At 68.5% G+C, this 20,468-nt stretch carries 21 protein-coding genes and 3 pseudogenes; 15 read left to right on the forward strand and 9 right to left on the reverse strand.

Annotated elements, in window-relative coordinates; genetic code table 11:
- The first annotated feature begins 26 nt into the window (after window positions 1–26).
- Window positions 27–1,175, forward strand: coding sequence for an FAD-dependent monooxygenase (locus MYF83_RS37750; protein ID WP_248965612.1), 1,149 nt, complete (start codon window positions 27–29; stop codon window positions 1,173–1,175).
- Window positions 1,176–1,289: 114 nt separating this feature from the next.
- Here the strand turns inward: MYF83_RS37750 and MYF83_RS37755 are convergent, their stop codons facing one another.
- Window positions 1,290–2,000, reverse strand: a complete 711-nt coding sequence (locus tag MYF83_RS37755) for an SDR family NAD(P)-dependent oxidoreductase (protein ID WP_248965613.1) — start codon at window positions 1,998–2,000, stop codon at window positions 1,290–1,292.
- Between the two features lie 102 nt (window positions 2,001–2,102).
- Between MYF83_RS37755 and MYF83_RS37760 the strand changes: the two genes are divergently transcribed.
- Window positions 2,103–2,936, forward strand: a complete 834-nt coding sequence (locus MYF83_RS37760; RefSeq protein ID WP_248965614.1) for a helix-turn-helix transcriptional regulator — start codon at window positions 2,103–2,105, stop codon at window positions 2,934–2,936.
- Window positions 2,937–2,981: 45 nt separating this feature from the next.
- Here MYF83_RS37760 and MYF83_RS37765 read toward each other — a convergent pair.
- Window positions 2,982–3,083, reverse strand: a pseudogene (locus MYF83_RS37765) (SDR family oxidoreductase); the annotation flags it as partial.
- A gap of 221 nt (window positions 3,084–3,304) precedes the next feature.
- Here MYF83_RS37765 and MYF83_RS37770 point away from each other — a divergent pair.
- From MYF83_RS37770 to MYF83_RS37780, 3 genes are all read left to right on the forward strand, one after another.
- Complete coding sequence (locus tag MYF83_RS37770; RefSeq protein WP_248965615.1) at window positions 3,305–4,270, forward strand: aminoglycoside phosphotransferase family protein; 966 nt, start codon at window positions 3,305–3,307, stop codon at window positions 4,268–4,270.
- A gap of 170 nt (window positions 4,271–4,440) precedes the next feature.
- Complete coding sequence (locus MYF83_RS37775) at window positions 4,441–5,376, forward strand: AraC family transcriptional regulator (protein ID WP_248965616.1); 936 nt, start codon at window positions 4,441–4,443, stop codon at window positions 5,374–5,376.
- 283 nt (window positions 5,377–5,659) lie between these two features.
- Window positions 5,660–6,010, forward strand: coding sequence for a hypothetical protein (locus tag MYF83_RS37780; protein ID WP_248965617.1), 351 nt, complete (start codon window positions 5,660–5,662; stop codon window positions 6,008–6,010).
- Window positions 6,011–6,251: 241 nt separating this feature from the next.
- On the opposite strand, the gene MYF83_RS37785 is transcribed toward MYF83_RS37780, so the two are convergent.
- On the reverse strand, window positions 6,252–7,817 hold the full coding sequence (locus MYF83_RS37785) for a phytoene desaturase family protein (RefSeq protein WP_248965618.1): 1,566 nt from the start codon (window positions 7,815–7,817) through the stop codon (window positions 6,252–6,254).
- Window positions 7,818–8,121: 304 nt separating this feature from the next.
- Here MYF83_RS37785 and MYF83_RS37790 point away from each other — a divergent pair.
- Window positions 8,122–9,060: pseudogene (locus tag MYF83_RS37790) on the forward strand (class II fumarate hydratase); the annotation flags it as partial.
- Window positions 9,061–9,267: 207 nt separating this feature from the next.
- Window positions 9,268–9,453, forward strand: a complete 186-nt coding sequence (locus MYF83_RS43380) for a hypothetical protein (RefSeq protein WP_279340616.1) — start codon at window positions 9,268–9,270, stop codon at window positions 9,451–9,453.
- 87 nt (window positions 9,454–9,540) lie between these two features.
- Here the strand turns inward: MYF83_RS43380 and MYF83_RS37795 are convergent, their stop codons facing one another.
- A complete protein-coding gene (locus MYF83_RS37795) occupies window positions 9,541–10,284 on the reverse strand; it encodes a phytanoyl-CoA dioxygenase family protein (RefSeq protein WP_248965620.1) in 744 nt (247 codons plus the stop codon).
- Between the two features lie 229 nt (window positions 10,285–10,513).
- Here MYF83_RS37795 and MYF83_RS37800 point away from each other — a divergent pair, with 229 nt between their 5' ends.
- The gene (locus MYF83_RS37800; RefSeq protein WP_248965621.1) at window positions 10,514–10,807 is read left to right on the forward strand and encodes a CGNR zinc finger domain-containing protein; all 294 of its coding nucleotides are present in this window, start codon (window positions 10,514–10,516) and stop codon (window positions 10,805–10,807) included.
- Between the two features lie 157 nt (window positions 10,808–10,964).
- Here MYF83_RS37800 and MYF83_RS37805 read toward each other — a convergent pair whose 3' ends face one another.
- A complete protein-coding gene (locus tag MYF83_RS37805) occupies window positions 10,965–11,639 on the reverse strand; it encodes a DUF2218 domain-containing protein (RefSeq protein WP_279340610.1) in 675 nt (224 codons plus the stop codon).
- Window positions 11,640–11,773: 134 nt separating this feature from the next.
- Here MYF83_RS37805 and MYF83_RS37810 point away from each other — a divergent pair, with 134 nt between their 5' ends.
- From MYF83_RS37810 to MYF83_RS37815, 3 genes are all read left to right on the forward strand, one after another.
- Window positions 11,774–12,400, forward strand: a complete 627-nt coding sequence (locus MYF83_RS37810; RefSeq protein WP_248965623.1) for a TetR/AcrR family transcriptional regulator — start codon at window positions 11,774–11,776, stop codon at window positions 12,398–12,400.
- 306 nt (window positions 12,401–12,706) lie between these two features.
- Window positions 12,707–13,090, forward strand: coding sequence for a DUF6153 family protein (locus tag MYF83_RS44630; protein WP_372500360.1), 384 nt, complete (start codon window positions 12,707–12,709; stop codon window positions 13,088–13,090).
- A gap of 66 nt (window positions 13,091–13,156) precedes the next feature.
- Window positions 13,157–13,798, forward strand: coding sequence for a DUF305 domain-containing protein (locus tag MYF83_RS37815; protein WP_248965624.1), 642 nt, complete (start codon window positions 13,157–13,159; stop codon window positions 13,796–13,798).
- A 238-nt stretch (window positions 13,799–14,036) separates the two neighbouring features.
- On the opposite strand, the gene MYF83_RS37820 is transcribed toward MYF83_RS37815, so the two are convergent.
- The gene (locus MYF83_RS37820) at window positions 14,037–15,206 is read right to left on the reverse strand and encodes a glycosyltransferase family 4 protein (RefSeq protein ID WP_248965625.1); all 1,170 of its coding nucleotides are present in this window, start codon (window positions 15,204–15,206) and stop codon (window positions 14,037–14,039) included.
- Complete coding sequence (locus MYF83_RS37825; protein ID WP_248965626.1) at window positions 15,203–15,652, reverse strand: hypothetical protein; 450 nt, start codon at window positions 15,650–15,652, stop codon at window positions 15,203–15,205. The genes MYF83_RS37820 and MYF83_RS37825 overlap by 4 nt, the downstream gene beginning before the upstream one ends.
- A gap of 99 nt (window positions 15,653–15,751) precedes the next feature.
- On the opposite strand from MYF83_RS37825, the gene MYF83_RS37830 reads away from it, so the two are divergent.
- Together MYF83_RS37830 and MYF83_RS37835 are read left to right on the forward strand one after the other, a co-directional pair.
- Window positions 15,752–16,129 carry a BlaI/MecI/CopY family transcriptional regulator gene (locus MYF83_RS37830; protein ID WP_248965627.1) on the forward strand — a complete coding sequence of 126 codons (378 nt, stop codon included), beginning with the start codon at window positions 15,752–15,754 and terminating at the stop codon, window positions 16,127–16,129.
- Window position 16,130: 1 nt separating this feature from the next.
- Window positions 16,131–17,138 carry a M56 family metallopeptidase gene (locus MYF83_RS37835; protein WP_248965631.1) on the forward strand — a complete coding sequence of 336 codons (1,008 nt, stop codon included), beginning with the start codon at window positions 16,131–16,133 and terminating at the stop codon, window positions 17,136–17,138.
- A gap of 28 nt (window positions 17,139–17,166) precedes the next feature.
- Here the strand turns inward: MYF83_RS37835 and MYF83_RS37840 are convergent, their stop codons facing one another.
- Complete coding sequence (locus MYF83_RS37840; RefSeq protein WP_248965628.1) at window positions 17,167–18,141, reverse strand: C40 family peptidase; 975 nt, start codon at window positions 18,139–18,141, stop codon at window positions 17,167–17,169.
- A 263-nt stretch (window positions 18,142–18,404) separates the two neighbouring features.
- On the opposite strand from MYF83_RS37840, the gene MYF83_RS37845 reads away from it, so the two are divergent.
- Together MYF83_RS37845 and MYF83_RS37850 are read left to right on the forward strand one after the other, a co-directional pair.
- Entirely contained in the window at window positions 18,405–18,779 is a 375-nt protein-coding gene (locus MYF83_RS37845) for a BlaI/MecI/CopY family transcriptional regulator (RefSeq protein ID WP_248965629.1), read from the forward strand.
- Window positions 18,776–19,726 (forward strand): M56 family metallopeptidase, encoded by a 951-nt coding sequence (locus MYF83_RS37850; RefSeq protein WP_248965630.1) that lies wholly within the window; start codon window positions 18,776–18,778, stop codon window positions 19,724–19,726. The genes MYF83_RS37845 and MYF83_RS37850 overlap by 4 nt, the downstream gene beginning before the upstream one ends.
- A gap of 334 nt (window positions 19,727–20,060) precedes the next feature.
- Here the strand turns inward: MYF83_RS37850 and MYF83_RS37855 are convergent.
- Window positions 20,061–20,285, reverse strand: a pseudogene (locus MYF83_RS37855) (hypothetical protein); the annotation flags it as partial.
- Window positions 20,286–20,468: the final 183 nt, after the last annotated feature.

Consider the following 20,468-nt stretch of genomic DNA (forward strand, 5'->3'; position numbering starts at 1 on the left):
GGCTGCCGACCGGGTGAAGGAGCGTCATGAGGATCGTGGTGGTAGGCGCCGGCTTGGGTGGGGTGTCGGCCGCGGTGGGGCTGCATCGGGCGGGTCACGAGGTGACGCTGTACGAACGCGGCGCCGAGCTTCGGGAGGCGGGCACCGCCATTGTGATCATGCCCAACGGCGTCCAGGCGCTGGATGCGCTGGGGTTGGGTGACTACGTTCGCGGCCAGGCCATGCCCGCCGTCAGTGGCGGACTGCGGGACTGGCGCGGACGGCCACTGCTGGTCACCGACACAGCCCAGGCGCAGCAGACCTTCGGGCCGACGGTGGTCGTGGGCCGAGCGCGACTGCACCAGGCACTGCGTGCCCCGCTGCCCGCCGAGCTGGTGTGTACCGCGACGCCCGTTCAGCGCCTGGAGCCCGACCCCACCGGGGTAACGGTGATCAGCGACGGCCGGCCCACCACCAGCGCCGATGCCGTGATCGTGGCCGACGGCATCGGTAGCAGGCTGCGCGGCCGGCTGTTCCCCGGCCACCCGGGGCTGCGGCAGGCCGGCCGGTTGGACCTGCGCGGCATGCTGCCCAATCCCCCCGGCCTGGACGTGACCGACCTGCTGGCCGGCATCCTGATCGACCGGCGCACCGGGTCGATGTTCGGCCTGTTCCCGGTCGGCGAGAGCGATCTGTACTGGTTCACCGACTCCGCGCTACGCGGAACGCCGCCCGGCGCGGATGAGGCACGCCGGCAACTGCTGTCCCTGATGGCCGACTGGCACCCAGCGGTCCCGGCGCTGATCGAGGCCACCCCGCCCTCCGACATCTACGTCGATCCGATCGCCTGCCTGGCCGAACCGCTGCCTTCGTTCGCGATCGGCCGGATCGCACTCCTCGGCGACGCCGCGCACGCCATGACCCCCGATCTCGGCCAGGGCGCCAGCCAGGCCTTCGAGGACGCGGCCGCGGTGACCCGTCACCTGGGCGACGCCGAGCCGGCCGATGTCGTCCAGCGGCTCCTCCGCTACGACGCGGAGCGCCGGCCCCGCGCCAACCGCCTGATGCGGGCATCGTCCCGGCAATCGCGGCTGACGTCGCAGACCGGCGCCACCGCGTGGCTACGCGACGCCCTGCTACGCGCGATACCCCGCCGGCTCGCCACTCGACAGCTCGCCGCCATCTGGCACGTCTAGCAACCCTGCGCGACCGGCCGGCTCCAGGCGGGGTCTTGCGGCTGGTCGATGATGCGGGGCGTCCGCCGTTGCCGTCTCAGGTCACCGTGCAGCAGCTGGGGGCAGCGGTTCGGATTACCACGGAAGGGTGCCTTCGGCGTCGAAGTAGCCTCCGGTGGGGCCGTCGGGGCCCACCTGGGCCATGCGCACGATGATCTCGGCGCCCTGCTCGACGGTCTGGATGCCGGTGTTCCTGTTCAGGTCGGTCTTGGTGAAGCCAGGCTCCACCGCGTTGATCCGCATGTTCGGGAACGCCTTCGCGTACTGCACGGTGATCATGTTGACCGCGGTCTTCGACGCCGGATAGGCGACCCCCGGGTAGGCGTGCACCGGTGTGCCCGGGGCGGTGACCCGGGCCATCGAGGCCAGGCCGCTGCTGACGTTGACCACGACCGGGGCGGCGGAACGCTGCAGCAGCGGAAGAAAGGCGTGGGTGACGCGCACCACGCCGAAGACGTTCGTCTCGAACGCGTGCCGCATCACGTCGGCGGTCAGGTCCGCGGCGCCGATCACGACGTTGTTGTCACTCATCTCTACTGCGATGCCGGCGTTGTTGACCAGTACGTCCAGCCCTCCGTCGGCCTCGATGGCCTTCGCTGCGGCTTCCACGGACGCGTCGTCGGTGACGTCGAGCTGGACTACCCGCGCGCCCAGTTGCTCGGCGGCCCGGCGCCCGCGTTCGACGTCCCGGCTTCCGATGTAGACGGTGTGGCCCGCGGCAATGAGCCGGCGGGCGGTCTCGAAGCCAAGACCCTTGTTCGCTCCAGTGATCAGTGTTGCTGTCATGCCTTCACGATGCGGCGGAACTGCGCGGTCAGCCAGGCGTCCCGTCTTCCTGGGACTGTCAGTACCAGGAAGATCCGGGCGGGGAGGGTGCACAGTGGTGCCATGGCGACCACAGAGTTCGGGCACACGGTGCGGCGCTGGCGCGACCGGGTCTCCCCGGAAGCGGCCGGGCTACCCGTCGGCGGCCATCGGCGCGCGGCCGGGCTGCGCCGCGAGGAACTGGCCCTGCTGGCCGGGATCTCCGTCGACTACGTCACCCGCCTCGAACAGGGCCGGGCGACCAACCCATCGGAGCAAGTCGTCGAGGCCCTGGGCCGGGCTCTGCGCTTGTCCGGAGCCGAGCGCGAGCATCTGTTCCACGTCGCCGGGCTCGTACCGCCGGGGCAGGGCACGGTGCCCGCCTACATCACGCCGAGCATTCAGCGGATGCTGGACAGGCTGACCGCGACACCCGTCGCGGTCTCCGACGCGACGTGGACGCTGCTGCTGGCCAACCCGCCGTACACGGCATTGATGGGTGAGCGGCGCGGCAAGGAGCGCAACGCGGTGTGGCGCAACTTCCTCGGCTCGGGCAGCCGCGTCCGCCACACACCGCAGTCCCAGCGCGCGCTCGAGGACGCGCAGGTCTCCGCGTTGCGTGCGACGGCGAGCCGGTATCCGGCGGACCAGCGGCTGCGGCGCCTGGTCGCGGAGCTGCGCGCGAACAGTGACCGGTTCGCCAAGCTGTGGGATTCCGGAGCCGTGGGCCGGCACGAGGGGGCGTCGCGCAAGACCATCGATCACCCGCAGGTGGGCCCCTTGACGCTGGATTGCGACGTGCTCAGCGTCGCGGGCAGCGACCTGCGCATCATGATCTACACGGCCGAGCCCGGCACGCAGGACGCCGAACGACTTGCGCTCCTCGCCGTCCTCGGCACCCAGACACTCGTCGGATAGCGGCCTCACAGCGATGGATGGCCACTCGCAGGGTTCGGATGGGTTTCAGGCCGCCGACCAGCCGCCGTCCACCGGCAGAATGGCGCCATTGACGAACGAGGCGGCGTCGGAGGCGAGGAAGAGGGCGGCGTCGGCCATCTGCTCTGGTTGGGCGAGTGCATCCCGAGCGAACCCTGCTACTCCGGCGCCCGGACCTGCCGTTCACCCCCACCGAGGCGGCCAGAGCCGCCGCGCTCACCGCTGCGGCCAGGCGCGGCCGCTACAGCGCAACCTAGATCTGCCGCATGAACCCGCGCCAGGTGGAGCACCTGCCGGCGTGCGGAACGGTGACGCATGAATCCGGCGTCACGTGACGACGCCCACATTCGATGGAGGTCAATAACCCTTTGCGCGGCAGGGGGAACGGCCGTCAGACTCTCGAGGTGGTCGAGAGCCTGTACATCGATGGGCGCGCCGGCATCGATGCGGGGCTGGTGAAGCGACTGGTCGCGACCCAGTTCCCGCAGTGGAGCGCCCTTCCCGTGGCACCGGTCGAGGTCGACGGGTGGGACAACCGCACCTACCGGCTCGGTGACGAGATGACGGCGCGTCTTCCCACCGCCGCCGCCTATGCCCCGGCGGTCGACAAGGAACATCGATGGCTGCCGATTCTCGCACCGACGTTGCCGGTTGCCATTCCCACGCCCATGGCGAAGGGGGCTCCGGGCGAGGGATATCCGTTCAGCTGGTCGATCCGCAGCTGGCTGGACGGCGAGACCGCGAGCCTTGACCGCATCGACGACCTGTCCGAGTTCGCGACCTCGGTCGCCGACTTCATTCTTGCCCTGCAGCGCATCGACGCGACGGGCGGCCCGCCGGCGGGCGCGCACAGCTTCTATCGGGGTGCGTCGCCGGCTTACTACGACGACGAAACATGCCGCACCCTCGCCGTGTTGGAAGGCTGTATCGACACCACCCGGGCATCGGCTGTGTGGGACGCCGCCCTCGAGGCGGCCTGTTCCGGGCCACCGGTGTGGTTCCACGGCGACGTTGCGAGCGGCAACCTGCTGGTCAGGAACGGAAGGCTGGCTGCCGTCATCGACTTCGGGACATCAGGTGTCGGTGATCCCGCCTGCGATCTGGTGATCGCATGGACGATGTTCTCAGGCGACAGCCGGGAGACCTTCCGCAGCGCTGTCGGCCAGGATCCCGCCATGTGGGCGCGGGCTCGCGGCTGGGCCCTGTGGAAGGCTTTGATCAGCCTGGCCGAAACCATCGACAGGGACGAGAAGCGAGCTGCGGGCAACCGTCGCGTCATCGATGAAGTCCTCACTGACCACTATCGCGCCAACTGACCAGCGTCCCCGGGAGGGAGCGGTGGAAGGATCATCGGCTCGTCTTCGCTGACCGGGGAGCGTCCTGGAGGATCCGCGGGTGCTACCTCTTGCCCCAGACGCCGGTGGCGGCGGCGTTGTCGTGAGACTTCACATGGTTATAAAGCTCGGCTTTGTGTTTAATCGTCTACATGGATGCAGTCGTCGGGCTTCTCGACGGACCCCGGGCGCAGGGAGCGTTCCTGCTTCGCTCGGTCCTGGCCCCGCCCTGGTCGATGCGGATCAAGGACGAGGCGCCGCTCACCCTGGTGGCCATGGTCCGGGGCGACGCCAGGGTCGTTCCCGACGAGGGTGCGGTCGTACGGCTCGGTCCGGGCGATGTGGCGATCATCCGCGGCCCCGCCCCGTACACCGTCGCCGACGACCCGGCCACGGCGCCGCAGGTCATCATCCATCCAGGCCAGCTCTGCACCACCCCGGACGGGCAGGAGCTGGAGATGATGGAGCTCGGCGTACGCACGTGGGGCAACAGCCCGGACGGCCCGACGATGCTGCTCACCGGCACCTACACGATGCGGGGCGAGGTCAGCGGGCGGCTCCTGAACGCGCTGCCGCCGCTGCTGGTCGTCCCGGGTGACTCCTGGGACTCCCCGCTGGTCCCGCTGCTGGCCGCCGAGATGGTCAAGAACGATCCCGGCCAGGAGGCGGTCCTGGACCGGCTGCTCGACCTGCTGCTCATCGCCGCGCTACGCGAGTGGTTCGCCCGGCCGGAGGCCGAAGCCCCCGCCTGGTACAAGGCGCACAGCGATCCCGTCGTGGGCCGGGCCCTGCGGATGCTGCACAACAGCCCGGCCGAGCCGTGGACCGTGGCGTCGTTGGCCGCCAGGACCGGGGTCTCCAGGGCGGCGCTGGCTCGCCGCTTCACCGAGTTGGTCGGCGAACCGCCCATGTCGTATCTCGCCGAGTGGCGGCTGGCCCTGGCCGCCGACCTGCTCCGCGAGCCGGACGCCACCGTCGGCGCGGTGGCCCGGCAGGTCGGCTACGGCAGCTCCTTCGCCCTGAGCACGGCCTTCAAGCGTGTCCGCGGCATCAGCCCCCGGGAGCACCGCGCCCGGGGCACCGCCTGACGCCACGCCGGGGTGCGAGCCGCGGGACACCCGCTGGGCGGCGTGTGACGGGCCCGCGAGCCGGTCAGGCGTTCGTCCGAACGATTCGGACAAATAGGGAATATCAGACTGAAACATATAATGAGATGTTAAATAGCCACCAAGACGTCGTTATCCTCGTTTGTCGTATCTGACGTCCGGAAAGACCCTAACCGGGCAGGCTCTTAACAAGTCACCCAGGCACTTATCTCGAACCAGCGCGATAAATGCATCAATAGGGCGACCCGACGTCAAGGAGAACGCAATGCCCGGCATCAAGAGATACGCCGCAACGCTCGCTGCCACCGCCGTGCTCACCGGTGGTCTTGTCGGCCTGAGCGCCGCAACGGCTACCAGCGCCACCGCGTCCACCGCCGTCACCGCCGGTGGCTGGGGGGCCGGCGGCCACGACAAGTGGGACGACTGGGGTCGCGGCCACGGCAAGTGGAACAGCTGGGGCGGCGGCCACGACAAGTGGAACGGCCGGGGCGGCGGCCACGGCAGCGAGGGCGGCTGGGGCGGCGGCCACGGCAGCGAGGGCGGCTGGGGCGGCGGCCACGGCAGCGAGGGCGGCTTCGGCTTTCCGCTTTGGGAGCTCACAGACTTCTGGTGGTGATCGATCTTCGGGCCGCCGTAGTGTGACGACCGTGTTCGAGCACCACTAGAAGAAGCGACCCGAGTTCAGGTGGTTTTCGGGGCGATGACCGGTCCGCCGGAGAAGACCACTTAGGAGATCACGGGAGATCCCGGGGGCGATTCCGCTCCGGGATCTTTCCCTTCCCCGGCCATTTCCGTCTTCCGCTGTAACCGTGCCCGGCCCTCGCGCCCGAGCGCGACGTAGCTAAGTCGCTGAACTGTCAGATGGGTCCCATGACCGTCGACGGGTCGATCCCGAGGGCGGTGAGCACCGTACGGGCGGCGTTGCGTCCCGGGCGGCCGGACACCGAGCCGCCGGGATGTGTGGTCGAGCCGGTCAGGAACAGGCCGGGAATGGAGGTTCGGTACGAAGGCCAGCCGGGGATCACGTCGCCGGCGGGCGTGTGGAACTCGCCGCCGTGGCAGGATCCGCCGAGGTTGTGCGGGTTGTGGGCGGCCACGTCGACCGGGGACTCCGCCCGAAGCGCGAGGATGTTCTCCGGCTCCAGTCCTACGGCTCGCGAGCGAACCAGGTCCACCACCGCTTCCGCGTATTCATGCTTGGCGTCCGCCCAGGAGCGGCCGTCCGCTCGTTCGTACGGCGCGACAGTGAGGATCTTGAATGTGGCCGCGCCGCCGGGCGCCCGGCCGGGGTCGACCACCGTCTGATCGACCACGAGCAGCCAGGGGTCGGTCGCGTGGACATCCCCGCGGTGGAAGGCCTCCATCTGGCGGGCGATGCCCTCAGCAGTGCCGAACCCGGCGGCGGTGCTGAGGATCGGCCCTTTTCGCGTATGGAAGCCGAGGTCGTGCCGGAGCGCGGCGTGGACGGCGAAGACGCTGAGACCCGGCCGCCACGTGTCACGCGCCTCGGCGAGATCGGCGGGCACCTCGGCACCGTCGAGCATGCCGGCGAGCCGTGCCAGGTGCGCGCTGGACACCACCGCCCTGCGCGCCCGCGCCCTCCGGCCGTCCCCTGTCCGGACCGCGACGGCCCTGCCCCCGTTGACCTCGATGGCGGAGACCGGCGCCGAACACACGACGCCGCTCCCGTGGGCCTCGATCTGCCGGATCAGCGCGCCCGGCAGCGCGCCCGAGCCGCCGATCGGGGTCGTCCAGCCGAAGGCCAGCCGACCCGCTGCGATCGAGGAGGGCAGGACCCCGGTGCCCGGCCGGCGGGGATCCTGAATCGTCGCCATCGACAGCCACAGCATGAACGAGCGGATCACCGGGTTCCTGAAGCGCTCGTGCACGACGTCCCAGGCGCTCCTTCGCCTGAGGGCCTGGTACCGCTTCGCGGCCTCACCTGCAGGCGTCGCGGAGTTCCATCTAGCATGCTCGGCCGCCAGTCCGTCGGACCACTCGGCCATCAAGGTCCGGAATGCCGCCGAGTCCTCGGTGGACCAGCGGGCGATCTCGTCCGCCGTCCCGCCGAGGTCGCGGTGCATGGCCAGAGCGTCACCGTCGGCCTGGGGCAGCACGACAGCGGGGTCTGTCATCGCGTACTCCAGCCCGTACGTCGCCAGCAGGCCAAGTTCGTCATCCCTGAGCAGCGGATTCGACTGGATGAGCACGTGCGCGCTCGAGCACGAGTCGTGCTCGAAGCCCGGCAGTGTCAACTGCTCGGTCACCGTGTTGCCACCAGGAACGGTCCTCGCCTCGAGGACGAGCACCTCGAGCCCGGCGGCGGCCAGGTACCCCGCGCACACCAGCCCATTGTGGCCGGCCCCAAGGACGATCACATCCGCCGCCTCGGGCAGGTCCTCGAGTCGCTGGTCGTCGGCCATCGCCTCTCCGTCTCAACGTCGTCCGAGTGGCACTTCCTTCACAGCCCACTCATGATGAGCCCACGCTGCACTCGTTTGCAATAGGTAGCTGTCGCGATGCGTAACCCACTGTGGCTGGCCATCTGCAAACGAGTGCGACACAATTTCGCGACCTCGTCGGCGAGCCGGTCGGACCCCAAACCCCCGGGATCGTTGGCGTGTCAGGTGCCGCCCGCGGGTCACGGCGAGGACTTCGCCGTTGACGTGCCCGTTCGCGGCCGAGCCGAGGTAGGCGACCGCGGAAGCAACGTCCTGTGGCGCGCAGACCCAGCGGTCCCTGATCCACTTCTCTATCGGCGAGGACCGCATGCCGAAGGCCGTCTACCACGCGTACGGATACATCAAGAAGGCCGCCGCCCTGGTCAACGCCGAGGCCGGCCGGCTGCCGCGGCGGAAGGCGGACCTCATCGCCCGCGTGGCCGACGAGGTGATCCGTGGCGACCTGGACGACGAGTTCCCGCTGTACGTCTGGCAGACCGGCTCGGGCACCCAGTCGAACATGAACGTCAACGAGGTGATCTCCAACCGGGCGATCCAGCTACTCGGCGGCCGCCTCGGCAGCAAGGAGCCCATCCACCCGAACGACCACGTGAACATGGGGCAGTCATCCAACGACACCTTCGTCACCGCCATGCACATCGCCGCCGTACAGGCGATCAGCAGCCGCCTGCTCCCGGCGCTCAAGCGCCTGCGCGGCGCCGCCGAGAGCAAGAGCCACGAGTGGGAGCACGTCGTCAAGATCGGCCGTACCCATCTGGAGGACGCCACCCCGCTCACGGTCGGCCAGGAGTGGTCGGGCTACGCCGCCCAGATCGCCGACGGCATCGACCACCTCGAGACCACGCTGCCGGGGCTGCACCGCCTGGCCATCGGCGGCACGGCGGTCGGCACCGGGCTTAACGCGCCACCCGGCTTCGGGGAGCAGGTCGCCTCCCGGATCGCCCAGCTCTCCGGGCACCCGTTCACGATCGCGCCCAACCCGTTCGCCGCGCAGGCCTCCTGCGACGCCCTGGTGCGTGCCTCGGCCTCGATCCGGGCCCTCGCAGCGCCACTGTTCAAGTTCGCCAACGACATGCGCTGGCTCGGGTCGGGACCGCGTGCCGGTCTGCACGAACTGACCCTGCCGGCCAACGAGCCCGGATCGTCGATCATGCCGGTCAAGGTGAACCCCACCCAGGCCGAGGCCATGCTGATGGTCGCCGTCCAGGTCATCGGCAATGACACGGCCGTCTCCATCGCCGGCGCCGAGCGTAACTTCGAGCTCAACGCCTTCCGGCCGGTCATCATCGCCAACGTCCTGCACTCGGTGAGGATCCTGGCCGACATGATCGACCACTTCCGTACGTACCTGGTCGAGGGTGCGAGGCTGAACATGGAGAAGCTGACCGAGGACGTCGAGCGGTCCATCATGATGGTCACCGCGCTCAGCCCGGTCATCGGCTACGACAACGCCGCTCGCATCGCCCACCGGGCGCTCGACGAGCACCTCACCCTCAAGGAGGCGGCGCTGCGGTCCGGCATCAGCGAGACCCTGTACGACAAGGTCGTCGCCCCCGAGCGGCTTACCCACCCCGGCGTCGCCGGGGAGTCAACTTGAATCGGGGGGCAGGAGGTCGTCCATCGGCTCCAGCGGTACGTAACTGACGCGGCGCTTCTCGAAGGTGGGCTGCCATCTGTCTTCCGGTCAGGTGGCTCGCATGGTCGGATCGATGCCGCGGAGCATCATCCCCTGGCCTCTGGAGCGGTGGACGTCATCGACGGGCAGATCTTCAGGATCACGGAACTGGACCAGCAAGGTCGTGCGCGCCTCTGCCGCCGTGTTGATGCCGGACCCGTGCACGGTGAGGTAGGTGAAGAACAGGACGTCGCCCGCCTCGGCCTCGATCGGGATGGCGGCCTCCAACGGCCATTCCGACAGCGGCAGGTGCCAACCGCCTTCCTCGATGTGTGGCAGCACCCCGTTCTTGTGGCTGCTCGGCACCACGCGGACGCACCCCTTCTCCTCCGGTGCGTCGTCGAAATGGAAGACCGCCGCGCCGACCGTGTGCCTGGTATGCGGAAGGTGCGGGGCGTCCTGGTGAAGGGGGAACGGCGATCCCTTCTCCGCCGGCTTCACGAAGATCTTGGTGTGGTGAAGCTGGACGTTCTCCGTGCCCATCAGCGCCGCCGCCACGTCGGTGAAGCGCGGGTCCACCACGAGCCTCGCGAACGCGGCCGAATAGAACTGCGCGTCATGGCAATGCCTCAGCTCGGTCGCACCCCCTGCCAGTTCACGGGCGCTCCCCCAGGTCGGGTCCGTCCTGCGCAACCGCGCGAGGACGGCGTGGCACTCTTCCCGGTACTCCTGCGCCTCCGATCCGCTGAGCAGGCCCTTGACCAGGAGATAGCCGTTGTCCCTGCAGAAGCCGACCAAAGCTGAATCGATCATGCCGCCCTCCCCCACCAGTGTCGTCCACCTCTCTGATGCCCGTAAACGGCCTGCCGCTCCCGGATTCCGGCGCCGGCTGTACTAGTTGATCAGGTGGCCGGGGACCGGCAGGGCCAGGACCAGGGGCGATGACCGCGAGGTAGAGCGGGTAGAGGCGGAAGAGGCGGCCGATCCAGAACGTCCGCGGGTCGCCGTGGCGCTCCAGAGCATCGCGGAGCAGGTGGCGGCCATGATCCGCAAGTACGGCGCGCAACCGTACCTGACCGAGGACGTGGGCCAGCCGTTCCACCTGCATTTTCACGGATCGGGCGGCACCGAGGTCAAGGCCATGGGCGGCAATTCGCCACCGCACTGGCGGCTGATCGTCGACGGTCATGGGCCCGACCGGTTCGGGCAGTGCGAGGCTCACCACTGCGACGCCGTCTACATCGACCTGACCCGCAACGGTTCGCGCCGCTATTGCAGCGCAGCCTGTACCGCTCGCGCCAAGACCGCCGCCTACCGCAGCCGAAGGCGGTCCTAACCTCCTCGGGCTCAGTGCCGTCCGGCGAACTGCAACGCCATGCGCGCATTGCCAGATGCCGGACCGATGTACTTGAGCCGGGGCTGTTGGGATTGCCGGGGTTGAAGTGGTTGAGGCGGCGCAGCAGCCGCTCCTGCTCACCGACGCACTCTCTCGACTAGCGCCGGGAGCCATGATCATGAGGAGCGCGCCGCCGTGAGTCTCGTGATAGAGATGCGGCTCTGCGGCGGTGAATACGGAGACGGCCCACAGCGATGAGGGCGACCTTCAGCACGACGATCGCCAGCACAGCGTTGCCGGCGAAGCCGGTCCACCGCGAGTCTGCGAGGATGGTGCCGGCCAGTCCGAGGTGCACGGCTAGGACCAGCGCCCCGGCCACCACCAAGACGATCGTCTGCAGGTTCGCGCGTACCCAGCCGGGAGCGCCTTGCCTGCTGAGTGTCGTTCCGCGCGCCTCCAGAGGCGGCATAACGCTGGCCGCTTCTGTCGTTTGCCAGGTCACGACCAACGGGGCACGTCGACTGAACCTGTCGAGGTCGCGCGTGATGACGTCCTGGATCTGCGCCAGACCGTCCTCATCGGCGGCTTCGATGCGCACGTCGAGGATGTTCCCCTCGGCGGCGAGCGTGCATTTCCCCCACGGGGTGAAGGTGACGATTCCGTGGGTGTCAGACCATTCGGCGCTGACCCGCACTTCACGGCGGGCCATTATGCCGTGCAAATGCATCCGTGGCGCATGACCGCCGCCGCCCATGGCGGCGGCATGCTTGCAGAACTGCACGAGATACCGGCTCGGGCGCTCGGTCTCGATCTGGGCTACCAGGCTTGGCATCGCACTCCTTTGGGTTCATGTGTCGTGAGAGCTGGCGACCGGGCCACCCGTCGTAGCGCGCGCCGGGGCCAGGGGAACAGGACACCAGATTTATCGATACACATTGTCTTTGTCAACGTCATAGTGTCTCTGTCATGGATGAGATGTATTATGGCCTGGTGCCGAAGCTGTGGAACGAGACCATCGACGCGCATCGCGCCGCGGTCCGGGATGCGACCTTGGACGCCACGGCGGCCCTGGTAGCCGAGCATGGACTCGTAGCCCTGACGATGTCGCAGATCGCGGAGAAGGCGGGCATCGGACGGGCGACGCTGTACAAGTACTTCCCCGACGTGCAGACCATCCTCGTCGCCTGGCACGAGCGTCAGGTCACCACGCACCTCGACCAACTCGCCGCCGCCGCCGATCCCGCGGACCCGGCCGGCGTCCGCCTGGAAGCCGTACTCCAGGCGTATGCGTTCATCCAGCACCACTCAGGACGCCACGGCGGTGAACTGTCCACACCCCTCCACCGCGGCGAACACGTCGACCGCGCGCGCCAGCGACTCCACCGCTTCGTCCAAGACTTGATCACCGAGGGTGCGAAAGCCGGCGACCTGCGCGTTGACGTGTCGGCCGACGAGTTGACCTGCTACTGCCTGCACGCCCTCACCGCGGCCGGCACCCTTGCCACCCCCGACGCGGTCCACCGACTGGTCGCCATCACACTGACCGGACTACGTCCCCAGCGACCAGAACCGACGAGACATCACCACAGCTGATCGCCATGATGTCCCCCGAGGACATGAAGGAACTGGAAAGCCTTCGGGCACCGCTTTCGGCACGGCCTTCCTCAACATGGTGATCAAATACAACCTCTCCACCACCGGCCTTGCGGCGAGATCGAGCAACGCTCCGGTACGAGCGTCACCTCCACAGCTCCGGCACAGCCGCAACTGAGTGAGCACTTGTGCAGGGGGCGATCCGCCACGAGGTTCCCTCAGTTCCAGCCGGCTTCTCCGGTGATGCGTAGTAGTACCTGGCGCAAGCGCTAGTCTGGCTCCGTGGTCGGGAGCAGCGCGTTCGGGGTGATCGGCCGGGCCATTGCCGGGCCGATCCTGCTATGTGCGGTAGTCGCCGGGTTGTTCGCCATGCACGGTGTCCAGCCCACACCCGGGCCGACTGAGATGGCCGGCGTCTTGACTATGCATGTCTCCCAGAAAGGCATGCCATCCGATGTCCCTGTCGGCGACGACCACGACCGGCAGATGCCCGCCCACGACGGACACGGTGGCGGGGAGGTCTGCCTTGCCCTGCTCCTCATAGCGGCGTTGGCATTCCTCGCGGGCAGAGCACTTGGCACGAGCCCGGGCATCGATCCTCCCGTCCTCGGTGGGCTTGTTCCCAGAGCCAGACCGAGAGTCCTGCCACGCGGGCCGACCCTCGCGCAGCTCTGCGTGCTTCGGCGGTGACGTCTTCCGCGGCGGTCTTCGGCCGCCTACGGATCAGTCACCAAGCCGAATCACGGAGTTGTTCACATGAAACGTCTCATCATCGCTTCCACGGCTCTGGCAGCGGCCGGGCTGCTCGCCACCGGTTGCGGCGGGCAAGAAACAGCCAGCGGCCACGGACAGCAAGCGGGCGGCGACCACGGCATGTCTTCGATGGCGTCGCCGACCGCTACTCCTGCCGGCAGCTCTGCCGGCAGTCCGTCGGCGGACCACAACGACCAGGACGTGATGTTCGCCCAGATGATGATCCCCCACCATCGACAGGCGATCGACATGGCCAAACTCGCCGATTCACGGGCCTCCAGCCCTGAGGTCAAGCAGCTCGCCAAGCAGATCGAGGCCGCCCAGGAGCCCGAGATCACCACCATGAGCGGCTGGCTGACCGCCTGGAGCATGCAAGTCCCGGGCTACGACATGTCCTCGATGGGACACGGCATGGACGGCATGATGTCGGCCGACGAGATGAAGGAGCTCGATGACTCGTCGGGCAGTGCCTTCGACAAGGCCTTCCTCACGATGATGATCAAGCATCACGAGGGAGCGGTCTCCATGGCCAAGAAGGAGCAGAGCTCCGGGGCCTTCCCGCCGGCCCACGAGATGGCCGCCGCCATCGTGACGAGCCAGACGGCGGAGATCGGCACGATGAAGCAGCTGCTGCGGTCCAAGTAGCACGCACGTCTTGGGGCGCATCCCACGATGCGCCCCAAGACGCCAGGTCGTCCCAGGTCACATAGGTCCCGTCGAAGAAGGGCCTGCGGCGCCGCCGCTGCGGCCCGCACGTCCAGCACCACGGTCTTGACGCCCTCAGCCATGCCCGCCCGCTCCTACTATTACGCTTCGTACACAATTCAGTGCGGAATCACGGCCAAGGCGTCGATGTGATCGTTGCACGCATTCGTATCGACACTCACTCAAGGTGGGGTTCGCGGGTCTGGGAGTTGCGGAGTTCAGTGAACAACTGTTCCCATTGCGGCCGGATCCAGCTCATGTCGTAGCGTTGTGCGGAGGCCAGGGCAGAGGTGCCGAGTGCGTGTCGCTGTTCGGTGTCGATTATGAGTCGTTCGATGGCCGCGGCGAGGCCGGCGAGGTCACCTGGGGGAACCAGCAGCCCGTCCTGTTCGTGGCTGATGATCTCCGCTGGACCGTTCGGGCAGTCGAAGCTGACGACGGGCAGCCCGTGGGCCATGGCCTCGGTGAGCACCATGCCGAACCCCTCTGCCCGGGAGCTGAGGACGAACATGGCGCCTTTGGGGAGTTCCTTCTCCAGCGTGGTCGTGCCCCCCATCAGATAGACGTGGTTGTACAGGTGCAGCCGATGGATGAGGCGCTGCAGCTCGCCGCGCTCCTTTCCGTCGCCGTAGATGCGCAACTGCCAGTCGGGATGGGTGCCGGCGACCGAGGCGAAGGCTTCGATCAGCAGGTCGAAGCCCTTCTGCCGTGTGAGCCGTCCGGCCGCGATGATGGTCTTGCTGTTCCGGGTGGCCGGCGCCCGCTCGGCCGGCGAGAGCGCATTCGGGATGGTCGCCACCCTGGCGCCGCCACCGTCCAGCGCGGCCATGTACTCCGCCGCGTCGGTGTAGGTGAGGGTTACGACCGCGTCCATGTTCGGGTACCACCGCACGATCTCGGCGGCTAGTTCGGGTTTGTGGGATCGCAGGTGCATGTGCTCTTGGGCGACCCGCACGATTCCGGGCCGGGCGAAGCGCGCGGCGAGCAGGTTGAGAGCGGGCCGGGTGGTGACCAGCACCCCACCATGGAGCGATTGAAGGTAGCGCACGATCTTGCGATCGCTGAGCCGGCTGAAGGCGGCGTAGCGGACCTCGCTGGGTGGCACCAGGCGGCTGGGCCGGTTGTGGAACCAGGTGCGGGCCGGATGGCGCCAGCGCGGTCCGCGTAGATCGATAAGGGCGTGCAGGCGTATTCGTGGATCGAGGGGGAACTTCGGCTCATCGCGGGTGCGGAACACGCTGACCAGCTCGACGTCGTGATCGCCCGCCATGGCTCCGGCCTGATTCATCACGGTGCGGATGGTGCCGCCGACGCCGTAGGCGTTCATGAGGAGGTAGCGGATCTTCATGGCTGGGCCGGTCGGCAGATCAGCGACAGGTTGTGCTCGACGGTGTAGTACGGCTTGACACTGACGAACCCGCGGGCAGTGCCGCCGACCTGAGCGGGAAAGGTCATCACCTTCTTCTTGTTGGGGATGTCGTCGAGGTGGCGGCCCACGCGCAGCCCGCTGTGGCCGCCGGGCACCTCCAGGTGGAGGTCCCAGACCTCCTGGTCGCCGGCCACCGCTGCCGCCGAGGCTGATGCGATCAGGTCCACGGCGAAGGATGCCTCGAATCGCCGGCCGGTCAACGTGGCCGGGCAACGGACCACCAGGTGTGGGCGGTCACGGTTGGTGAGGGTCAGGCTGCCTGCCGCCACGCCGGTCGGGAGGTCCAGGTCGACGATGCGGCCCACGACCCGGACGCGGCCGTCCTTGGGCCATACCTGGTGGATCTCCGCGTGCCCATGTGCCATGGGCGGCCTCCTCATGTGGTGCGTTCGCGTTGTAGCCTCGAGCTACTATCCAAATAGTTTCTACTACTCCAATAGTAGGTCACGCGAGGGGATGCCCACATGACCGATGATCAGGAGCGGGCGGACAGACGGTCTCCGGGGATGCTGGAGGACGAAGTGCTGGCCGTGTTGTGGTCGGGATCGGCGCCCATGAGTCCTGCCGAGGTCCAAGCCGGTCTTGGAGGATCCCTCGCCTACACGACCGTCATGACGACTCTGGCCCGCCTGCATCGCAAGGGCCTGGCGACGCGGGAACGCGCAGGCCGGGGATTTGTATACGCGCCGGCGGTGGACGAGGCCTCCCACACCGCCGAGGCGATGAAGGATCTGCTCGCCCGCCGGCAGGACAGAGCCGCGGTGCTGGCCCAGTTCGTGTCGCGGCTGTCGCCCGGCGACGAACAGACCCTCCAGCGACTGCTCGGGGAGGCCGGTGACTGACATGCGGATCATCGTCTACACGCCGTTCCTGGTCTCGATGCTCCTCGGACTCGCCATCCCGCACTTCGGGCGACGGCTCCCACCGGCCACCGCGACGCGGCTTCTGGTAGGGGTCGGCGCGGCGGTCGCGGCGAGTTCGGCTTTCGCCCTGGCATGCCTGGCCTGGACCTACCTGGGCCAGTTGCCGTTCATCGCGGCGCTGGGAGACTGGTCCATCAGGCTGCTGAAGGCACATGACCCGGTGTCACCGGTGACCGCCATGATCGCCCTGCTGGCGCTGGGCATCGTGAGCGTCGCGGCGGCGGCGACGGTGGCCCGGCGCTGCCTCGACTACCTGCGGGCGGCCCGGGCCCTTCGTCGCATGCGTGGCGGCCCGGGCGGTCTGGTGATCGTCGACGATCCCGCTCCCGGGGCGTACGCCGTACCCGGCCTGCCCGGAGGTCGCGGCCGTGTCGTGGTCTCAACGGGAATCCTGCGGGTTCTCAGCGCCGACGAGCGGCGGGTGCTGCTGGCTCACGAGCGGGCGCACTTGCGCGATCGCCATCACCTCTACCGGGCCATCGCCACGGTCGCCGCCGCACTGAACCCATTGCTCGCCGCTCTACCGCGGACCGTGGAGTACACCACTGAACGCTGGGCCGACGAAAGGGCCGCAGGGGAAGTCGGTGACCGGCGCCTGGCAGCCCGCGCCATCGCCACGGCCGCGCTGGCCACCACCCATCATCCACACCAGGCGCGCAGCGCCGTCCTCGGGTTCCACCACGGCGACGTGCCAAGCCGGGTCACGTGCCTGCTCGCCGCCCCGCCACGGCGCCATCCTCTTGTCACAGCCCTGGTCATCATGGCCCTGGCCACTTGCCTGGCCGCCGTGAACGAGGTCCGTACCGACACCGAAACACTCTTCGAGCAAGCCGCGTCCCGTCCCGCCACCCCGGCCACCGTCGCCTTCGCGCACGCCACGCAGGCCCAAACGGCGAAGGCGGCTGAGACCGTTCACCGGGCAGGTTGACCAGAGCCCCGCCAGCGTCCAACCTCTGTCAGGGGCGGATGGCGCCGAGCAGGCGTCCACGCCAATAGTCATCCAGGGCGACGACCTTGACCACATCCCCTGTGCGGGGCGCGTGGATCATCTTGCCGTCGCCGACGTACATGCCCATGTGGCCGAGCCCCCGGCTGAACAGCAGGTCGCCCGGCTGCAGCGCGTCCAGCGGGACGCGGCGACTCGCGCCCCAGGCCCACTGGGTGTAAGTGGTGCGCGGCAGGCTCACCCCCGCCTTGGCCCAGGACGCCTGGGTGAAGCCGGAGCAGTCGTAGGAGCCCGGTCCGGTGGCGCCCCACCGGTAGGGCTTGCCGATCTGGGCGAACGCGAACTGCAGGGCCACACGGGCGTTACCGGAGGCCGGACCGGTGTACTTGACGCCAGGGCTGTTGGGATTGCCGGGGTTGAACTGGTCGAGGCGGCGCAGCAGCCGCTCCTGCTCACCGACGAGTTTCTCGACCTTCTTCCTCTCCCCCCGGACTTCCTCCAGGATGTCGCGCGACTCGTCATACGCCCCCTTGGCCTTGGTGCGCCTGTCACGCAGCCCCTGGGTCGCGACGTCGAACTCCCGCAGGATGCGCTCGCGCCCGGCCGCGATCTGGTTTCCCGCCGCCAACCCGGACAACATGGCCGCAGGGTCCGGCTGGTTCACGAAGCCAGGCCAGGACAAGGCGTCACCGGACTGGTAGGTGCCCACCGCGGTCGACACCAGGTTCTCCCGAAGCACGGCCACCCTCGCCAACTCGCTTTCCAGCCGGTCGTTGAGCTGTTCGTACTTCTTCTTCGACGCCTTGTACTTTTCGGCCGCCGTGTTGTAGCGCTCGACCATCTGGTCGGCCTTGTCCTCCAACTTGGCCAGCCTCACCTTGGCCTGGGCCACTGTCGGACGTGGCTCGGCAACGGCACTTCCCTGCGCGAGCAGGACCGCGACGGCTGCCAGGACCGCGCCCAGCGGCACGACGCTCCGTCTCATGAGGCGCACGACCAAAGCGGTACCATCCCTGATCTACTTACGGTTTGCTTGAACCTGCGGCGCGATACTACTAAGTGAAGTAGGGGATCGCACCCGCAAGTACGGACCCCAGGCGTTGCGGGTTCATATGGGTTTGCCTGGACGTCTCAGGCAGTCGACTACGGTGGCTCGTACAAGACACCTCACCATCGCGTCCTCCGAGCCTGTGACCCGCCTACGAAGCTCGATAGCATTGGCCGGACGGCACGCAGAGAGGTTGGCGGATGGTACGGGGCCTCGGAGACCTGGAGTCGGTGGTGATGGACCGCATGTGGTCCTACCGCCGACCGGCGTCGGTAAGGGACGTGCTCGAAGACCTCAGGCAGGAACGCCAGATCGCCTACACGACCGTGATGACCGTGATGGACAACCTTCACAAGAAGGGGCTGCTACGGCGCAAGCAGATCAGCCGCGCGTACGTCTACGAGGCGATCGCCAGCAAGGAGGCCTACACCGCCGAGCTGATGCGCACCACGCTCGCCAACGGCGGCAACCAAGCCGCCACGCTGGTGCACTTCCTGGAGCGCCTGTCACCCGAGGAAGCGGAGGCGCTGGAGGCCGCGCTCCAGGTTTATCCCCCCAGAGGTCGTCGCTCATGATCGTCGCAGTCGTGCTGGGACTGTACGCCCTATCCGGAGCGGTAGCTTTGCCGCGGCTGCTCGTCCGGGGCGACTGGGCCGAGCGCGCCCCGCGTCTCGCCATCGCGATGTGGCATGCCGCATGCGCGTCCGTGCTCACCTCCGCCGTCCTCGCCGTCCTCGCAGCCGCCATACCGGCCTCCGTGGTCGGACACGGCATTGCCGACCTCCTCGAGGCTTGTGCCGCGCTCCTATCCGACGGCGCCGCCGTCACGCCGACCGGACTGGTGATCGCCGCCGCATCGGGCGGCCTGGTCGGGGGCCGTCTGGCGTACTGCGCTGCGGTCGTGCTGCTGAAGGCCAAGCGGGAGCGGCGAGAGCACGCGGAGATGCTGTGCCTGCTCGGCAAGCACGACAGCGCGCTGGGAGCGGTCGTGCTCGATCACATCGAGCCGATCGCCTACTGCCTGCCGGGTGGGAAGGGTAAGATGGTCATAACGACAGGAGCGTTGCGATCCCTGCCGCCGGAAGAAGTGGCGGCCGTCCTTGCACACGAGCAGGCCCATCTACAGGGCCGGCACCACCTCGTGGTGGCGGCCGGGGAGATCCTCTCCCGGGCCTTCCCGTACGTGCCGCTGTTCCGGCGCGCCAGGAGTGAGACGGCCCGGCTCATCGAACTCCAGGCGGACGATGTAGCGGCCCGCCGTCACGCGCGGATCCACATCGCCAGCGCACTCGTACGGCTCGCCACGGGAAGGGTGCCTGCCTTCTCCATGGGCATGGGGGGCGAAAACGCCCTGACTCGCGTGCGCCGGATGCTGGGCCCGGAGACTCCGCTCAACCGCCATGAGCGCCTCGCCACTGTGGCCGCCGTGGGCCTGCTGCTCGCCGGACCGGCCGCCGTGGCCCTGACACCCGGTGTGAGCGCGTTCCTGGCGCACCACTGCCACGAGCTCCTTCCCCGGTGACCGTGCCCGGCCACCGGGCCTGAAGTTCCGCTTCATCACCTTCGTGGGGGGTCGGCGCCTGGGTCGGGTCGCTGGTCGGCCGCGGGCCAGGTGCCGGGTCAGGGGCTGGATCTCGACGCCCTCGAGCCGACGGTTCCGCCGTCAGAAGGGCCACCAGCACATCGAGATCGGCGGACTCGTACGCGCTGACGAACTTCGCCACGATCGCATTCTCAGAGGGTGAGTCGCAGCCGGGAGGCCGTTCGCGGTCGGCGGCCGGCGGCCGGCGGCGCTCCAGGCTGGCGCGGGCCCGTTTGAGGGCGCTGTTCACCGATTCGACGGTCGAGTCGAGCATGTCGGCCACCTCGTTCGCGTAGAATCCGAGGACGTCGCGCAAGATGAGGACGGCGAGCTGGCGAGGCGGCAGGACTTGAAGGGCGGTCACGAAGGCCAGGGAGATGGATTCGGTCTGCTCGTAGCGGGCCTCGGGGCCGAGCGGCACGCCGATGGTTGATACCGCATTCCGCCGGCCAGTCTGCTTCGACCCCGTCATCGGTGAACGGAAACGGCCCTCGGTCATGACCGAGGGCCGTAGTCGTTGCCTTTCTACGATGCGGTGTTCAGGCGAAGCGGCGGAGGCGGAGGCTGTTGGTGACGACGAAGACCGAGGAGAACGCCATGGCGGCTCCGGCGATCATGGGGTTGAGCAGGCCCGCGGCGGCCAGTGGCAGGGCGGCCACGTTGTAGGCGAAGGCCCAGAACA

Source organism: Sphaerisporangium perillae, from assembly GCF_023276435.1.
Lineage (GTDB): Bacteria > Actinomycetota > Actinomycetes > Streptosporangiales > Streptosporangiaceae > Sphaerisporangium > Sphaerisporangium perillae.

Excerpts from the sequence above, each read along its gene's own strand:
- MYF83_RS37750 (WP_248965612.1), top strand. The coding sequence starts at position 27 with ATGAGGATCGTGGTGGTAGGCGCCGGCTTGGGTGGGGTGTCGGCCGCG.
- MYF83_RS37755 (WP_248965613.1), bottom strand. The coding sequence starts at position 2,000 with ATGACAGCAACACTGATCACTGGAGCGAACAAGGGTCTTGGCTTCGAG.
- MYF83_RS37760 (WP_248965614.1), top strand. The coding sequence starts at position 2,103 with ATGGCGACCACAGAGTTCGGGCACACGGTGCGGCGCTGGCGCGACCGG.
- MYF83_RS37770 (WP_248965615.1), top strand. The coding sequence starts at position 3,305 with ATGGAGGTCAATAACCCTTTGCGCGGCAGGGGGAACGGCCGTCAGACT.
- MYF83_RS37775 (WP_248965616.1), top strand. The coding sequence starts at position 4,441 with ATGGATGCAGTCGTCGGGCTTCTCGACGGACCCCGGGCGCAGGGAGCG.
- MYF83_RS37780 (WP_248965617.1), top strand. The coding sequence starts at position 5,660 with ATGCCCGGCATCAAGAGATACGCCGCAACGCTCGCTGCCACCGCCGTG.
- MYF83_RS37785 (WP_248965618.1), bottom strand. The coding sequence starts at position 7,817 with ATGGCCGACGACCAGCGACTCGAGGACCTGCCCGAGGCGGCGGATGTG.
- MYF83_RS43380 (WP_279340616.1), top strand. The coding sequence starts at position 9,268 with ATGGTCACCGCGCTCAGCCCGGTCATCGGCTACGACAACGCCGCTCGC.
- MYF83_RS37795 (WP_248965620.1), bottom strand. The coding sequence starts at position 10,284 with ATGATCGATTCAGCTTTGGTCGGCTTCTGCAGGGACAACGGCTATCTC.
- MYF83_RS37800 (WP_248965621.1), top strand. The coding sequence starts at position 10,514 with ATGATCCGCAAGTACGGCGCGCAACCGTACCTGACCGAGGACGTGGGC.
- MYF83_RS37805 (WP_279340610.1), bottom strand. The coding sequence starts at position 11,639 with ATGCCAAGCCTGGTAGCCCAGATCGAGACCGAGCGCCCGAGCCGGTAT.
- MYF83_RS37810 (WP_248965623.1), top strand. The coding sequence starts at position 11,774 with ATGGATGAGATGTATTATGGCCTGGTGCCGAAGCTGTGGAACGAGACC.
- MYF83_RS37815 (WP_248965624.1), top strand. The coding sequence starts at position 13,157 with ATGAAACGTCTCATCATCGCTTCCACGGCTCTGGCAGCGGCCGGGCTG.
- MYF83_RS37820 (WP_248965625.1), bottom strand. The coding sequence starts at position 15,206 with ATGAAGATCCGCTACCTCCTCATGAACGCCTACGGCGTCGGCGGCACC.
- MYF83_RS37825 (WP_248965626.1), bottom strand. The coding sequence starts at position 15,652 with ATGGCACATGGGCACGCGGAGATCCACCAGGTATGGCCCAAGGACGGC.
- MYF83_RS37830 (WP_248965627.1), top strand. The coding sequence starts at position 15,752 with ATGACCGATGATCAGGAGCGGGCGGACAGACGGTCTCCGGGGATGCTG.
- MYF83_RS37835 (WP_248965631.1), top strand. The coding sequence starts at position 16,131 with ATGCGGATCATCGTCTACACGCCGTTCCTGGTCTCGATGCTCCTCGGA.
- MYF83_RS37840 (WP_248965628.1), bottom strand. The coding sequence starts at position 18,141 with ATGAGACGGAGCGTCGTGCCGCTGGGCGCGGTCCTGGCAGCCGTCGCG.
- MYF83_RS37845 (WP_248965629.1), top strand. The coding sequence starts at position 18,405 with ATGGTACGGGGCCTCGGAGACCTGGAGTCGGTGGTGATGGACCGCATG.
- MYF83_RS37850 (WP_248965630.1), top strand. The coding sequence starts at position 18,776 with ATGATCGTCGCAGTCGTGCTGGGACTGTACGCCCTATCCGGAGCGGTA.